At 64.0% G+C, this 13,457-nt stretch carries 13 protein-coding genes; 10 read left to right on the top strand and 3 right to left on the bottom strand.

Features of this window, described 5'->3' with window-relative positions; genetic code table 11:
- Positions 1–2 precede the first annotated feature (2 nt).
- From ctaD to AC0L20_RS26720, 10 genes are all read left to right on the top strand, one after another.
- The gene (ctaD, locus tag AC0L20_RS26765) at positions 3–1,910 is read left to right on the top strand and encodes a cytochrome c oxidase subunit I (protein ID WP_473293787.1); all 1,908 of its coding nucleotides are present in this window, start codon (positions 3–5) and stop codon (positions 1,908–1,910) included.
- Positions 1,907–2,506 carry a cytochrome c oxidase subunit 3 gene (locus AC0L20_RS26760; RefSeq protein ID WP_473293722.1) on the top strand — a complete coding sequence of 200 codons (600 nt, stop codon included), beginning with the start codon at positions 1,907–1,909 and terminating at the stop codon, positions 2,504–2,506. Before ctaD ends, AC0L20_RS26760 begins: the two co-directional genes overlap by 4 nt.
- A complete protein-coding gene (locus AC0L20_RS26755) occupies positions 2,503–2,856 on the top strand; it encodes a hypothetical protein (RefSeq protein WP_473293721.1) in 354 nt (117 codons plus the stop codon). Before AC0L20_RS26760 ends, AC0L20_RS26755 begins: the two co-directional genes overlap by 4 nt.
- Positions 2,844–3,767 (top strand): cytochrome c oxidase assembly protein, encoded by a 924-nt coding sequence (locus AC0L20_RS26750; RefSeq protein WP_473293720.1) that lies wholly within the window; start codon positions 2,844–2,846, stop codon positions 3,765–3,767. Before AC0L20_RS26755 ends, AC0L20_RS26750 begins: the two co-directional genes overlap by 13 nt.
- Positions 3,768–3,839: 72 nt before the next feature.
- Positions 3,840–4,631 carry a GlcG/HbpS family heme-binding protein gene (locus tag AC0L20_RS26745; protein ID WP_473293719.1) on the top strand — a complete coding sequence of 264 codons (792 nt, stop codon included), beginning with the start codon at positions 3,840–3,842 and terminating at the stop codon, positions 4,629–4,631.
- Between the two features lie 109 nt (positions 4,632–4,740).
- Positions 4,741–6,588 carry a methanol/ethanol family PQQ-dependent dehydrogenase gene (locus AC0L20_RS26740; protein WP_473293718.1) on the top strand — a complete coding sequence of 616 codons (1,848 nt, stop codon included), beginning with the start codon at positions 4,741–4,743 and terminating at the stop codon, positions 6,586–6,588.
- The gene (locus AC0L20_RS26735; RefSeq protein ID WP_473293717.1) at positions 6,572–7,411 is read left to right on the top strand and encodes a substrate-binding domain-containing protein; all 840 of its coding nucleotides are present in this window, start codon (positions 6,572–6,574) and stop codon (positions 7,409–7,411) included. The genes AC0L20_RS26740 and AC0L20_RS26735 overlap by 17 nt, the downstream gene beginning before the upstream one ends.
- Entirely contained in the window at positions 7,411–8,046 is a 636-nt protein-coding gene (locus tag AC0L20_RS26730) for a c-type cytochrome (RefSeq protein ID WP_473293716.1), read from the top strand. The genes AC0L20_RS26735 and AC0L20_RS26730 overlap by 1 nt, the downstream gene beginning before the upstream one ends.
- A gap of 19 nt (positions 8,047–8,065) precedes the next feature.
- Entirely contained in the window at positions 8,066–8,434 is a 369-nt protein-coding gene (locus AC0L20_RS26725) for a c-type cytochrome (protein ID WP_473293715.1), read from the top strand.
- A gap of 5 nt (positions 8,435–8,439) precedes the next feature.
- On the top strand, positions 8,440–10,839 hold the full coding sequence (locus AC0L20_RS26720; protein ID WP_473293714.1) for a glucose/quinate/shikimate family membrane-bound PQQ-dependent dehydrogenase: 2,400 nt from the start codon (positions 8,440–8,442) through the stop codon (positions 10,837–10,839).
- Here AC0L20_RS26720 and AC0L20_RS26715 read toward each other — a convergent pair.
- From AC0L20_RS26715 to AC0L20_RS26705, 3 genes are read right to left on the bottom strand one after another with little or no spacing between them, the layout of a single operon-like run.
- Positions 10,799–12,625, bottom strand: coding sequence for an SDR family oxidoreductase (locus AC0L20_RS26715; RefSeq protein WP_473293713.1), 1,827 nt, complete (start codon positions 12,623–12,625; stop codon positions 10,799–10,801). The genes AC0L20_RS26720 and AC0L20_RS26715 overlap by 41 nt on opposite strands.
- Before the next feature lie 57 nt (positions 12,626–12,682).
- Positions 12,683–13,084 (bottom strand): hypothetical protein, encoded by a 402-nt coding sequence (locus AC0L20_RS26710; RefSeq protein ID WP_473293712.1) that lies wholly within the window; start codon positions 13,082–13,084, stop codon positions 12,683–12,685.
- A 22-nt stretch (positions 13,085–13,106) separates the two neighbouring features.
- Entirely contained in the window at positions 13,107–13,301 is a 195-nt protein-coding gene (locus AC0L20_RS26705) for a hypothetical protein (RefSeq protein WP_473293711.1), read from the bottom strand.
- Positions 13,302–13,457: the final 156 nt, after the last annotated feature.

Below are 13,457 nucleotides of genomic sequence, written 5' to 3'. Positions count from 1 at the left end.
GCATGGCCGCTGAACCAAATGAGTTGCGAGACGACGTCCTGAATGGCCTGCAACTTTCGACGCAGCTCGAGCGGGTGTGGCGCACGCCGTCCGGACTTGTCGGTGCGCTCATGTCGGTCGATCACAAGGTCGTTGGACGTCGCTACATCCTGACCGCATTCGCCTTCCTGCTTCTTGGCGGCATCCTTGCGATCCTGATGCGCGTTCAGCTGGCCGGGCCCGAGAAGACGTTTCTCTCCGCCGACAAGTACAATCAGGTCTTCACGATGCACGGCTCGACGATGATGTTCCTGTTCGCCGTGCCTGTCATGGAGGCGTTCGCCGTCTATCTGGTGCCGTTGATGGTCGGCACACGGAACATCGCCTTTCCGCGCCTGAATGCCTTCAGTTATTGGATGTTTCTGTTCGGCGGCTGCTTTCTGTGGATCTCCTTCCTGTTCAACGTCGGCCCGGATGTCGGCTGGTTTTCCTACGTTCCGCTCTCCAGCCTCCAGTTCACACCCACGAAGCGCGCCGATGTCTGGGCGCAGATGATCACCTTTACTGAGGTCGCGGCGCTCGCGGTCGCCGTCGAGATCGTCGTCACCGTGTTCAAGCTCCGCGCGCCAGGCATGACGCTCGACCGCATACCCCTGTTCGTCTGGGCCATGCTGGTGACGGCCTTCCTGGTGATGTTCGCGATGCCATCGATCATGGTCGCATCGACGTCACTGATCCTGGACCGCCTCGTCAATACCCGCTTCTACGACTCCTCGTCGGGTGGGCATCCCCTGCTCTGGCAGCATCTGTTCTGGTTCTTCGGCCATCCCGAGGTCTACATCATCTTCATCCCGGGCACGGGAATGGTCTCGGCGATCCTCGCGACGTTCGCGCGGCGGCCCGTGATCGGCTATCCCGTCGTGATCCTCTCCTTGATCGCGACCGGCTTCCTGTCGTTCGGCCTCTGGGTCCACCACATGTTCGTCACGGGCCTGCCCCAACTCGGCGCGGCCCTGTTCACGGCCTCCAGCATGCTGATCGCGGTGCCGAGCGGGCTGCAGATATTCTGCTGGCTGGCGACGCTCTGGGACGGACGTCCGGTGTACCGGACGCCGCTGTTGTTCGTGATCGGCTTCATCGTGATCTTCGTGCTCGGCGGGCTGTCCGGCGTGATGGTCGCCTCGGTCCCGATCGACACCCAGGTGCACGACACCTATTTCGTCGTCGCCCACTTCCATTATGTCCTGATCGGCGGCGCTGTGTTCCCACTGGTCGGCGCGGTCTACTACTGGTTTCCCAAGATCGCCGGCCGCATGCTGAGCGAAAGGCTCGGACGCTGGAATTTTTGGCTCGCCTTCATCGGCTTCAACGTCGCCTTCTTCCCGATGCACATCCTCGGGCTGATCGGAATGCCGCGCCGGGTTTACACCTACACCGCCGACATGGACTGGGCTCACTTGAATCTGCTGTCCAGCGTCGGCTCCTTCGTGTTCGCGCTCAGCTTCGCGCTGCTTGTGGTCAACGTGATCTACAGCCTGCGCAAGGGTGCGCTTGCGGGCGACAATCCCTGGAATGCCTCGACGCTGGAATGGGCGACTTCGTCGCCGCCTCCGCCGCAGAATTTCGACCGCATTCCGGTCGTCAAACACCGCGATCCGCTGTGGGCCGACAGCGAGAGCCTGCCTGTGGTCGCGGGTCTGAGCGCCGAGCGGCGGGAGGTGCTGCTGACCTCGCTTGCGGAAGCCGAGCCGCAGATCCGCGAGGCATCGCCCGAGCCAAGCATCTGGCCGCTGCTTGCAGCGATCGCAACGACCGTGTTTTTCATCGGCTCGATCTTCACGCCCTGGGCGGTGCTCTGGGGCACGCCGCCGATGGCCGTAACCTTGATCGGCTGGTTCTGGCCGACCGGCAGCAAGGAGGACGAGGAGTGAGACAGACCATCGTCCGCGACGTCTCGGACCTGCCGACTTACGGCTATGGTCCGCGTAGTGGCCCGTGGTGGGGCGCCATGGGTTTCATGGCGCTCGAAGGCATGGGCTTTGCCATTGCCATCGGCGCCTACCTTTATCTCTACGCAGTCAACCCGACCTGGCCGATCGGAGCATCCCCGCCGGATCTCTGGCCGGGAACGGTCGAGACGGTGATTTACGTGTTGAGCATCATTCCCAACGAGTTCACGAACCGCGCCGCACACCGACAGGATCTCGCGAAGGTGCGGATCGGCCTGATCGTGATGGCCTTGATCGGCATCGCGCTCCTGGTGCTGCGCGGCTTCGAGTTCGCGCATCTCAACACGCGCTGGGACAATTCAGCCTATGGCTCGATCGTATGGCTCATTCTCGGGCTGCACACGACTCACCTTGCCACCGATCTCGGCGACACTGTCGTGCTGGCGGTGTTGATGTTTACGCGTCATGCGAAACCGCGCCGGTTCAGCGACGTGACCGATAACGTGTTCTACTGGAACTTCGTCGTGCTCGCCTGGCTGCCGCTCTATGTCTTGCTGGATTGGGTGCCACGCCTATGACCGCAGCCGACGGACGTTCCAGACTGCTCTACTGGGCCGGCGTTGCGCTTGGGCCCATCGCGTGGGGGATCAATTTGCAGGGCGTCTACGTGCTCGCGCACTTCTCCTGCGAACAGACCAGGATCAGCGGCGCGATCATGAGTGCGGTTCTGGCTATCGTCGCCCTCGCGGGCACTGTCATTTCCGCCCGCGCGGTTCGGCGCGGCGCCGGGGCTGAATGGACGGATGCGCAAGGCGGCGGGCCACGAACGTTCATGGCATGGCTCGGCGTCGGCTCCGGCGTGCTGTTTGCGCTGGTGATTGCGAACCAGTTCGCCGCCTCGCTCATGATCAGCCCATGCCTGCGCTGAGCCTTCCAGCACTGCTGCTTGCGCTGCTCGCGGGACCAGCCGCCGCACACGGACTGTCGGAGGTCGATCCCGGCTCGCTGTGGAGCTACGATCCCTGGCTCATGGCCCCGCTCTATGCCGTCGGCATCGGCTTCTATGTCGGAACGCAGCGGCTCTGGCATCATGCGGGCGGCGGCCGCGGCGTCAGCTTCCGCCAGGTGGCCGCGTTCTGGACCGGATGGCTGGTGGCCGCACTTGCCGTGACCTCGCCGCTGCACTGGCTCGGCGAGCGCCTGTTCACCGCGCATATGGTCGAACACGAACTGCTGATGGTGGTCGCGGCACCGCTGATGGCGTTCGCCCGGATCCATGGCCCGCTGCTGTGGAGCCTGCCGACCCGGCTTCGCCCGGCGGCAGGTCGCATGCTCAATCTGCCGATACTGGCGTGGCCGTGGCGGTTTGTGAGCCACCCGATGAGCGCGACCATCCTGCACGGCGCAGCGCTCTGGGTCTGGCACGCACCGCCGTTATATGCGTGGGCGCTCGAAAATACGGCAATCCATCGTCTCCAGCACATCAGCTTCTTCGCGACCGCGCTGTTGTTCTGGTGGGTGCTGCTGCATGGCCGCGGTCAGGGCCGCAGCACCCGAATTCGTGACGGCATCGCTGTCGCGTGCCTGTTCATCACCATTCTGCATTCCGGCGTGCTCGGGGCTCTGCTGACAGTGTCGCCGAGACTGTGGATCCCAGGCCAGGGCGCCCTCGCCGGCGAATTCGGCCTCTCGGCACTTGAGGACCAGCAACTCGCCGGAATCCTGATGTGGGTGCCCATGGGCATACTCTATACGGGCGCGGCGTTGTTCTTTGCTCACCGATGGCTGACCGCGAACGGCGGCCATTCCCACCTGCCGCTCCTTCAACATCCGGGCTGAGCGACGTTGCATAGGAACCGCAACTTCTCTTCGAACGTTCGCCCGCCGACTGCGACACTCCACGGAGGCCACATGGAAAAGCGATCCGTCAGGGCGGCAACGGTTATCTTCACCGCAGCATTCTTGATGCCTGCAGTCTTGAACGCGCAGGATCAACCCCGGCCAGGCACGTCGTGCCCGGTCGACCATGACAAGCTCGCCGATATCCTCAAGAAGAGTGTCAAGCCGGGCGGCGGCCCGAGCAACGGAGGTCTCGACAACAACGAATGGGCTGCCGTCGTCAATCGGCAGGGCGTCGTCTGCGCAATTGCCTACAGCGGCGGCAAGGTCGACGACCAGTGGCTGGGCAGCCGTGCCATCGCGGCCGAGAAGGCCAACACGGCGAATGCGTTCAGCCTGAAGGACAAGGCGATGGCGACGGCCAATCTCTATGCCGGCGCGCAGCCCGGCGGGTTCCTGTTCGGCGCGGCACTCGGCAACCCGCCCTCCCCGGAAGCCTTGTACGCCGGATCTCCGGACAACTTCGGCACACCCCAGGATCCGATGGTGGGCAAGCCGATCGGCGGCACCGTCGTTTTCGGAGGCGGGCTGGCGCTCTACGATGGCAACGGCATCACGGGCGCGCTCGGTGTCAGCGGTGACAGTTCCTGCGCCGATCACAACGTCGCTTGGCGCGTGCGCCACCAGCTCGGGCTCGATCGCGTGCCGGCTGGAGTCAGCCCCAACATGAAGGACGCGATCATCTACGACATCGGCCCCGACGGCAAAAGCCCGTCGGGATTTGGCCATCCCAAATGCAACGGCAAGGAAGACCAGATTGGAGTCGACCTCGGCGCCGGCGTGTCGGGCAACGTCGTGAGATAGCTCGTCGGTCTCACCATTTTGGAACCAAGCGATGGCGGAACGTTTGTAGGTTCGTAAACCGGCCTGCAACGCGGCACGGCCGCATTCCCTGCCGTGGAGATCTTTACATATGTTAGTGCGTGGTCTCACGCGTCTGCTCAACCGGATTCCGGCCATCCTTTGCGCCTGTTGCGCGGTGCTGTCATCCGCGTCAGCACAGAGCGATCTCGCCAGCCGCATGAAAGATCCCGGCCAGTGGCCGATGGCGGCGCGCGACTACGCCAACACCCGCTACAGCGAGCTCGACCAGATCAACGCGTCCAATGCTTCGCGCCTCCAGCTCGCCTGGACCTTCTCGGTGGGCGCCGACCGGGGCCAGGAAGCGGCGCCGCTCGTGGTGGACGGCACCATGTATGTGGTCGGTCCCTATGCGGGACCCTATCCCAACCGCGTGTTCGCGCTCGATGCCACGACTGGCGAGTTGAAATGGTCCTATGCGCCGAAGCCGGAGCCCGCAGCCGCGGGCGTTGCCTGCTGCGACGTCGTCAATCGCGGGCTGGCCTTCGACAACGGCAAGGTCTTCCTCAATACGCTCGATAACCACACCGTCGCCATAGATGCCAAGTCCGGCAAAGAACTCTGGCATACAAAGCTCGGCGAGATCAACAAGGGCGAAACCATCACGATGGCTCCCATCGTGGTGAAAGGCAAAATTCTCGTCGGCAACAGTGGCGGCGAACTGGGCGTGCGCGGCTGGGTGACCGCGCTCGACGAGACCACCGGCGCCATCGCCTGGCGCGCCTATTCGACAGGCCCCGACAAGGACGTGCTGATCGGAGACGATTTCAAGCCCTTCTACGACAATCTCAAAGGCCAGGATCTCGGCGTGAAGACCTGGCCCGCCGACCGCTGGCAGGTCGGTGGCGGCACGGTCTGGGGCTGGATCTCCTACGATCCTGATCTGAACCTGATCTATTACGGCACGGCCAACCCAAGCCCCTGGAATGCGAACCAGCGCAGCGGTGATAATCTCTGGAGCGCATCGATCTTCGCGCGAAACCCAGACACGGGCCAGGCGAAATGGGCCTACCAGATCAACCCGCACGACCTCTTCGACCACGACGAGATCAACGAGAACGTCCTCGTCGATCTCGAGCTGAATGGCCAACCGCGCAAGGTTCTGATCCATCCCGGCCGCAACGGCTATATGTACGTGATGGATCGTGCCACCGGTGAAGTCATCTCGGCGGACGCCTACGAGTTCGTGAACGCCTACAATGGCGTCGACCTCAAGACCGGCAAGATCATCCCGAACGAGGAGAAGACCCCGCTCGTCGGCAAGACGGTCGAGAACATCTGCCCGACAGCTCCGGGCGCCAAGGACTGGCAGCCGAGCGCGTGGTCACCGCGTACAAAGCTGCTCTATGTGCCCCATCAGCATCTCTGCATGAACTTCAAGGCTTCTCAAGTCGGCTACATCGCCGGGACCCCCTATGTCGGCGCAGACGTCGACATGTATGCAGGCCCCGGCGGCTATCGCGGCGAGTTCATGGCGTGGGATCCCATCGCGCGCAAGAAAGTCTGGGAGATTCACGAGAAGCTGCCGGTCTGGAGCGGCGCGCTGGTCACGGCAGGCGATGTCGCCTTCTACGGCACCATGGATCGCCTTTTTAAAGTAGTCGACGCCAAGGATGGGCACGTGCTCTGGCAATTCCGCGCCGGATCCGGGTTCATCGGCCAACCGATCTCCTATCGCGGCTCCGACGGGCAGCAATACGTCGCGATCCTGTCGGGCGTCGGCGGCTGGCCGGGGGTAGTCGCCAATGCCGAGGTCGATCCGCGGGTGCGCAACGGCGCGCTCGGTTTTGTCGGTGCGACCCAGGATTTGCCGTTCTACACCGCCGGCGGGAGCGAGCTGCTGGTCTTCAAACTCGGCGGCGCAAATGGTGAGGACACCAGCCATGCGCCTTCGAAATAGTTGTCCGGGTATCGCCCTTGCTTTTTTGGTCGGGCTTGCAACCACGGCGGCGGCAGCGTCGGATCGCGAGCTTCGCGTCTGTGCCGATCCAAACAATCTGCCGTTCTCGAACAGCGCCGAAGCAGGATTCGAGAACAGGCTCGCGGCCATGGTGGCCGCGCATTTCGGCCAGCAGGTCTCCTACACCTGGTGGGCGCAGCGCCGCGGCTTCATCCGCAACACACTGAAAGCCGGCAGATGCGACGTCGTCATGGGCGTGCCGTCCGGCTATGAGCTCGTCGAGACGACCAAGCCCTATTATCGATCGAGCTACGTGTTCGTCACGCGGCAGGACCAGCACCTCGACCTTTCGTCCCTGCTCGACCCGCGCTTGCATCATCTCGTGATCGGCGTGCATCTGATCGGCGACGACGGCAACAATCCACCGCCTGCGCAGGCGCTCGGCGACCAAGGCATCGTCGATAATGTTCGCGGCTACTCGATCTACGGTGATTATCGCCAAGCCGATCCGCCGGCGCGCCTGATCGAAGCCGTCGAAAGCGGCAGCGTCGATGTCGCCGCAGCCTGGGGCCCCCTCGGCGGATATTTCGCCCAGCGCTCCCCCGTCCCGCTGACGGTCACGCCGATCCGGGATTACGAACGCTTTGCACCTCAGCAGTTCCAGTTCGCCATCGCGATGGGCGTGCGCAAAGGCGACGACGCCTTGCGCGACCGGCTGAACGAGTTCATCGACGAGCATCGGTCCGAGATCGCCTCGCTGCTACGCAGTTATGGCGTTCCGCTGGTGGACCAGCCCGTTACGGTATCGGGAGGACATGAGTGATGTCAGCTCCAGTACTGCGCGCGAGCGCCCTGTCGTTGCTGCTGACGGTCGTGCCGCATGGCGCGGCGCTGACCCAGCAGTCTCTGCCTCAGTCGCAGGAGGCGCAGATGCCGACGCTGTCCCCGCGCCCGAATTTCGGTGGCAGCGTCGGCAATGGCAGCCCCGGCGTCTTCATGCAGGTCCCGGTCAGTCACCTCCATCCCGGCGCGCAGCCGGACCCGCCCCAGATCAAGAATCCCGTGCAAGGTGATCCCAACGCGCAGCAGCGTGGGATGACCTACTATGTCAACTTCAACTGCGTCGGCTGCCACGCGCCCAATGGCGGCGGCGGCATGGGGCCGGCATTGAGCAACAACACCTTTACTTACGGCTCGCAGCCCGAGAACATCTTTCTCTCGATCTACCAGGGGCGGCCGAACGGAATGCCGGCTTGGGGCGGCGTGCTGCCCGACAGCGTGATCTGGGATCTCGTCACCTATATCGGCAAGATCAGTAACGAACCGAGCCACCAATGGGGCCGCACTTTTTCGGCGAATCTGCCGTCGCCCGAGGTCGAGCAAGTCCCGAGCGAGCAAGTTTCGACGACCGATCCCTGGTCTGCCACCAAGTCCTTCAATTTCGGTCAGAAGCCGTGATGAGCCCGGCGGAGCATCGATGGTAAATCCGATCGCGAAATTGCTCGTCACTACACTGCTGGCTACGGCTACCGCCGCCTGCGAGGCTGCGGGCCCGGACAATTTCACCGGCGACGCGCGTCGTGGCGCCGACCTCGTCAAGCAATACCAGTGCGGCGGCTGTCACGATATTCCCGGCATTGCCGGCGCCGAAGGCAATGTCGGCCCACCCTTGCATCGGATCGGCACGCGGACCTACATCGCCGGCTACATCCACAATTCGCCGGACAACATGGCTGACTGGATCGAGGATCCACAGCGGGCGTTGCCGGGCAATGCGATGCCGAGAATGGGTATCCCGCAAAAAGACGCGCGCGACATCGCGGCGTTTCTCTATACGCTGAAGTGACCATCATGCCTCCCATGCATCGTTCGACGAATTGGTTCCGTGGCGCGCCATTGCTGGCCATCACCATTGTGGTCGTCGCTATCATGGGACTGGGGCTCCTGGCCGGCGGTGCCTGGCTCGCCGCCCTCGGTGGCTCCGTCTACTACCTGATCGCGGGCATCATGCTTCTGCTCACGAGTTGGCTGCTCGCGCGCCGTCGCGCCGAGGCGCTCTGGATCTATGCCGCGCTGCTGGCCGGAACGATGGCTTGGGCGATCTGGGAAGTGGGCCTCGATTTCTGGTCGCTGGCGCCGCGCGGCGACGTGCTCGTGCCGCTTGGCCTCTGGCTGATGCTGCCCTTCATTGCCTCCCGCCTGGCCCCCCCCTTGCGCGCAGCGCGATGGGCGCTTGGCCTTGTGTTGATCGCCGCACCCATCGTCGTCGGCATGTCCCTGACGAGCGATCGCCGCGATCTTGCCGGCACGATCCCTGAGGGCGAAACAACCGGGGCCATTGCGGCTCCCAAAGCAGACCAGCCCGCTGCCGGGCAGAACTGGACGGCCTATGGCGGCAGCGGCTTCGGTACGCGCTTCTCGTCGCTGAGCCAGATCACCAAGGACAACGTCAAGGACCTCAAGCTCGCCTGGGAATTCCGCACCGGCGACCACAAGGGCCCTGATGACCCCGACGAGATCACCAACCAGGCAACGCCGCTCAAGGTGGGTGATCTCCTCTACACCTGCTCCCCGCACCAGATCGTGTTCGCGCTCGAAGCTGCGACCGGACAACTGCGCTGGAAATTCGATCCACAGGTCCAGCACAACAAGGCGTTCCAGCACATGACCTGCCGCGGCGTGTCCTATCACGCGACCAGGCCCGGCGCGGTGACTGCCGACGGCACGCCGGCCCCGAGCGATTGTGCGGGACGCGTTTTCGTGCCGACCAATGACGGGCGGATGTTCGCGCTCGATGCGCAGAGCGGCTCGCCTTGCCAGAGTTTTGGCAACCAGGGACAGATCGACCTCAAGCAAGGCAGCGAGATCCAGACACTCGGCTTCTACGAGGGCACCTCGCCGCCCGTCGTCACGGACAAGGTTCTGATCGTCGGCGGAGCGGTGATCGACAACTATTCCGATCGGGTGCCCTCGGGCGTGATCCGCGGCTTCGACATCTATTCCGGACGGCTGATCTGGGCGTTCGATGCCGGCAGTCCCGACCCGAACGAAATGCCTTCGGCCTCGCATCATTTTACGGCCGGCTCACCCAATTCGTGGAGCATTTCGGCGGTCGACGAGAAGCTCGGACTCGTCTACGTCCCGCTCGGCTCGAGTTCTCCGGATATCTGGGGCGGCGGCCGCTCGCCCGAAAACGAGCGCTACGATTCGGCAATGATTGCGCTCGACGTCATGACCGGAAAACTGCGTTGGTCGTTCCAGAACGTGCACCACGATCTCTGGGACATGGATATGCCGTCGCAGCCCAGCCTAGTCGATTTGCGCTCCGACGGCGGCGTGACGCCGGCGATCTACATCCCGGCCAAGACCGGCGACATCTTCGTGCTCGACCGCCGCGACGGGCGTCAGTTGGTGCCTGCACCGGAGAAGCCGGTGCCGCAGGGCGCCGCGAATGGAGACCGGCTGTCGCCAACCCAGCCATTTTCGGAATTGAGCTTCCGCCCTTCCGGCATGCTGACGGACGCGCAGATGTGGGGCAGCACGATGTTCGACCAGCTCGCCTGCCGGATCAAGTTCAAGCGCCTGCGCTATGAGGGGCCGTTCACTCCGCCGTCTGAACAAGGCACGCTGGTGTTTCCCGGAGACTTCGGCATGTTCGAATGGGGCGGCATTGCCGTCGATCCGCAGCGCCAGATCGCGATCGCGAATCCCCAATCGATTCCCTTCATCTCTCGCCTGGTGCCGCGCGGAAAGGACAATCCGGCCGCGCCGAATGCGGCGCATCCACCAGGAACCGAGCTGGGCGTGCAGCCGATGTACGGCGCCCCCTATGGCGTCGACCTCGGCATTTTCCTCTCACCGCTCGGCATCCCCTGCCTTGCCCCGCCTTGGGGCAACATCGCCGCAATCGATCTTAGGACGCACAAGGTGGTCTGGCAGCATCGCATCGGCACGATCCGCGATCAGGCCCCGCTGCCGCTGCCATTCAAGCTCGGCGTTCCCATGCTGGGCGGTCCGATCGTCACCGCGGGCGGCATTATCTTCATCACGGGAACGATGGATGACTACATCCGCGCGTTCGACGTCCGCGATGGCAGACAGCTTTGGCAGGATCGCCTTCCTGCCGGCGGCCAGTCGACGCCCATGACCTATGAGGCCGGCGGCAAGCAATATGTCGTCACGGTCGACGGCGGCCACGGGTCATTCGGAACTAAGCTCGGCGATTACGTGCGGGCCTACGCGCTGCCGTGATCTGCGTCGGCACGACTTGTTTGTGCTTGGCGACGCCTTGGCTCGATCTGCCGACGCGACGCGCAACTGCTGAAGCCAGCAGAGCCACGCCCGCAGCTAGTCCGAGCACCGCGAGCCCCTGACTGATCACCCCGGCAGGTGGAAGTTGCTTGCGTGACAGCCAACCGCCATCGATCGACGTGCCCTGCGGACCAGCTTCGATCATGGTGCCCTCGCTGCTCTTCGCCGGGCGCGCGCGCGACAGCAGGTAGCGGAAGGCAGCTCCCACGATGTTCTCGGTAATCTGCGGAGCCATCGCGTAGGCAAATTGGCCGGCACGAGCCGGCCAGCCCACGGCGACCTCGTCTCGGGGTGCACGAACGAGGCTCACGAACGTCTCGGCAACATCCTCCGCCTGATACAGCAGCGGACCGGGATCGAGCGTTCGACCGGACATGTTGGCGCCGTGGACGAAGCCCGGCGTGTCGACCATGGCCGGGAAGACGCCGCAGACATGGATGTTGCGGTGAGCACTGAGCTCTTGACGCAAGCTAGCGGTGAAGCCCCGAAGGCCGAACTTGCTCGCCGTATAGGCCGCAGCAAAAGGCGTCGGCGCCCAGCCACCGAGCGAGATGTTGTTGATCAGGATGCCGCGGTTCTGGCGGAGGAAGATCGGAAGCACCGCGAAAGCGCCATGCATCGTGCCGAGGAGATTGACCTCGATCGTTCGGCGATGAAGCGCAATATCCGCGTCCTGATAGGCCCCGAAAACGCCGGTGCCGGCGTTGTTGATCCAGACGTCGATGCCACCGAACGCGTCTTCGGCCTCCCGGGCCAGTCGCTGCACCGCCTCCGCATCGGTGACATCGGTCGCGATCGGCAATGCGCGGCCTCCGAGCGCCTCGCATTCCGCAGCGAGGGTCGTCAAGACTTCAGCACGGCGTGCCGCCAGGACCACGCTTGCGCCCTTGCCGGCGAAGGCCAGCGCCGCTGCACGCCCGATTCCGCTCGAGGCACCGGTGATGACGACGCGCGTGCCGGTCATTTGCCGCGGCTCAGATCCGGAGCGGGCCGCCGGAAGCAGCCAGTGCAGGGATCGCCGGAGGCGCTCAGTTCCCTCCGCTTCAAACCAGTCGCCATGCGCGAAAATCACCCGCTCCGGCGACAGCCGTATAAGCCGCTCGGCTGCGGATCGCACGGAGCGGCCGCCGAGGCGCAGCAGAAGCCGCAGATAGACCGGCGCCATGCCGTTTGGCTTGGAAATGCCGAGGAGGTTTGCCGCGGCCTCGTTTGGCCCGCTGAGATCATTGGGATCGAGGTTCTGCACGAGATCCGTCAGGATCAGCGTCCGGCTGCGCTTGTCGAACAGCTCGATCTCGGAGAACATCGGAGCGTTCACCGAGACGGCTTCGAGGTCGGCCCTCCATTCCTCAGGCGTCGCGTCTCCAAGCTCGCGGTCGATGCGGATGCGTGCTGCTCGAACTTGCCTGCGCGCCGCAAGGCCGCGCGCCGCGAAAATCGCCACCTGCGGCAGTTCCCTCTGCCACTCGGACAGGAACATCCAGTGCGCGATATTCGGCGCGAGCAAGTACCTTATCGTCCCTAGCCGCTCCAACTCTCCGCGGAGAGCCGGCGAATATCTCACCGGCGAATGCAGCACGAGATCGCCATTCGAGAGCCGAATGACGCTCATGCGCACCGGGAGTTTCAGACCCGCAGCGCTGATCGGGGCGTCGTCCACGACCCAGATATCGTCCGTCACGCGCGACAGACGGGCGGTCGACAAGGTGGGGTCGGAACTTTGCATGAGCGTCTTCCATCACGAGGCGTTTGCTCAAGCTTCGGAAGCGACGCTCGTTCCTCGCTAGGACGCCCGAGCCTGGTCGCGGGCATTGCGTCGGCGACGGCGCGCCGCGAGTCGTCCTCGGCCCCTCTCCGCCGGAATGTGCCGCTGGATCGCCGGTGCGAGCTCCGGCTCTGAGGGAGGTTGTTGGGCGGCAACCGGGGCTTGGTCCGGACGAGCTTCCATCAGATCAAGCACGGCGCGGCCCTTATCGGTGATGCGCCACCCGCCATTTGTCCGGTCGATCAGCCCTTGCGAAAAGATGTCCAGCCCCGGCACCCGTCCGGCGAGCCGCCGGGTGCGCTCCGTCCAGTCGCGACCGCTGGTCGCCAGAATGGCCATATCCCGCTTGAGATCCTCCATGGTGGCGAACCCATCCGGATAGCTCACCAGGATCTTGAGGACCGTCACGTGGAAATTCACCCCCGCCCCCACATGATCATCGTCACATCGTCTGAATTTCTGAGAGAGCATTGCGGGCCGCTTGTTTGAGGCGATCTGCAGAGACGTCGCCCCTGCTTGCAGTCTCCAGAAGCTTCGAGGCTACGCGGGTCCTGGCGCCGATCTCACAGCGTGGAACACCCTCACACACCTCGTCGAGAACGGTGCGCAACAACGCCTTGGTCGCGGTATCGATCATGGAAAGCCCCAGCGGAAAGCTTCATGCTAGGGCAATCGCTCCGGCCAGGGATTCAACATTGTTAATGATATGAAAATTTCGCTGGCGTCCATTGCCTACCGCGCTCACCCAGCCCGAGGGCGGCCGCAATCCCCTTGGGCGCTACGACTTCGAACA

It is taken from the genome of Bradyrhizobium sp. Kon58 (assembly GCF_055807455.1).
This window is presented reverse-complemented; position numbering and strand designations above follow the sequence as displayed.

Bases quoted from the DNA above. Each gene is read 5' to 3' on its own strand.
- AC0L20_RS26725 (WP_473293715.1), top strand. From the start codon at position 8,066: ATGGTAAATCCGATCGCGAAATTGCTCGTCACTACACTGCTGGCTACG.
- AC0L20_RS26715 (WP_473293713.1), bottom strand. From the start codon at position 12,625: ATGCAAAGTTCCGACCCCACCTTGTCGACCGCCCGTCTGTCGCGCGTG.
- AC0L20_RS26755 (WP_473293721.1), top strand. From the start codon at position 2,503: ATGACCGCAGCCGACGGACGTTCCAGACTGCTCTACTGGGCCGGCGTT.
- AC0L20_RS26705 (WP_473293711.1), bottom strand. From the start codon at position 13,301: ATGATCGATACCGCGACCAAGGCGTTGTTGCGCACCGTTCTCGACGAG.
- ctaD (WP_473293787.1), top strand. From the start codon at position 3: ATGGCCGCTGAACCAAATGAGTTGCGAGACGACGTCCTGAATGGCCTG.
- AC0L20_RS26750 (WP_473293720.1), top strand. From the start codon at position 2,844: ATGCCTGCGCTGAGCCTTCCAGCACTGCTGCTTGCGCTGCTCGCGGGA.
- AC0L20_RS26745 (WP_473293719.1), top strand. From the start codon at position 3,840: ATGGAAAAGCGATCCGTCAGGGCGGCAACGGTTATCTTCACCGCAGCA.
- AC0L20_RS26740 (WP_473293718.1), top strand. From the start codon at position 4,741: ATGTTAGTGCGTGGTCTCACGCGTCTGCTCAACCGGATTCCGGCCATC.
- AC0L20_RS26720 (WP_473293714.1), top strand. From the start codon at position 8,440: ATGCCTCCCATGCATCGTTCGACGAATTGGTTCCGTGGCGCGCCATTG.
- AC0L20_RS26735 (WP_473293717.1), top strand. From the start codon at position 6,572: ATGCGCCTTCGAAATAGTTGTCCGGGTATCGCCCTTGCTTTTTTGGTC.
- AC0L20_RS26730 (WP_473293716.1), top strand. From the start codon at position 7,411: ATGTCAGCTCCAGTACTGCGCGCGAGCGCCCTGTCGTTGCTGCTGACG.